The 607-nt window shown below is 48.3% G+C and carries 1 pseudogene; it reads left to right on the forward strand.

The features are described 5' to 3' along the window. Positions 1 to 106: 106 nt before the first annotated feature. Positions 107 to 559, forward strand: a pseudogene (locus V9K67_RS27105) (PDDEXK nuclease domain-containing protein). Positions 560 to 607 lie beyond the last annotated feature (48 nt).

A 607-nucleotide genomic window follows, 5' to 3' on the forward strand; every position in this document is an offset into this window, starting at 1 on the left:
CAATTTCGGTCAAACCCTTCCCGCCCCGCAAAGCGACCTTGCCCGGGAACTCTTAAAAGACCCGTACAAGTTTGATTTTCTGAACCTGGGAGAAGAATATAAAGAGATAGACCTCGAAAATTCCCTCGTACAGCATATTACTAAGTTCCTGCTGGAGCTGGGCGCCGGTTTCAGTTATGTCGGCCGTTAGTATCATTTGGAAGTGGGAGGGGAGGACTTTTACCTCGACCTGCTTTTTTATCACCTGCGGCTGCGGTGTTTTGTGGTCATTGAGCTGAAAACGGGCAAGTTTATACCGGAATACGCCGGCAAGCTGAACTTCTACCTGAATGTGGTGGACGATGTATTGAAGCATTCCTCCGATCATCCTTCCATCGGTATCCTGATTTGTAAAGAACGCAACAAGGTCATGGCCGAATACGCCCTTCGGGATATCAATAAGCCGATAGGCATTACTGAATACCAACTCACCCAGGCTATACCGGAGGATCTTAAAGGAAAGTTGCCAACGATCGAGGAGATTGAAGAGGAGTTAGGTGGGCTGCAGGAGGAAGATTAGGGAATAAGGCATGAGGCCTTAACCCTATATTTCCCGCTGACACAGATC

Origin of the sequence: Huijunlia imazamoxiresistens (assembly GCF_037132455.1) — a bacterium.
In the GTDB taxonomy this organism is placed as follows: Bacteria; Bacteroidota; Bacteroidia; order Chitinophagales; family Chitinophagaceae; genus Flavisolibacter; species Flavisolibacter imazamoxiresistens.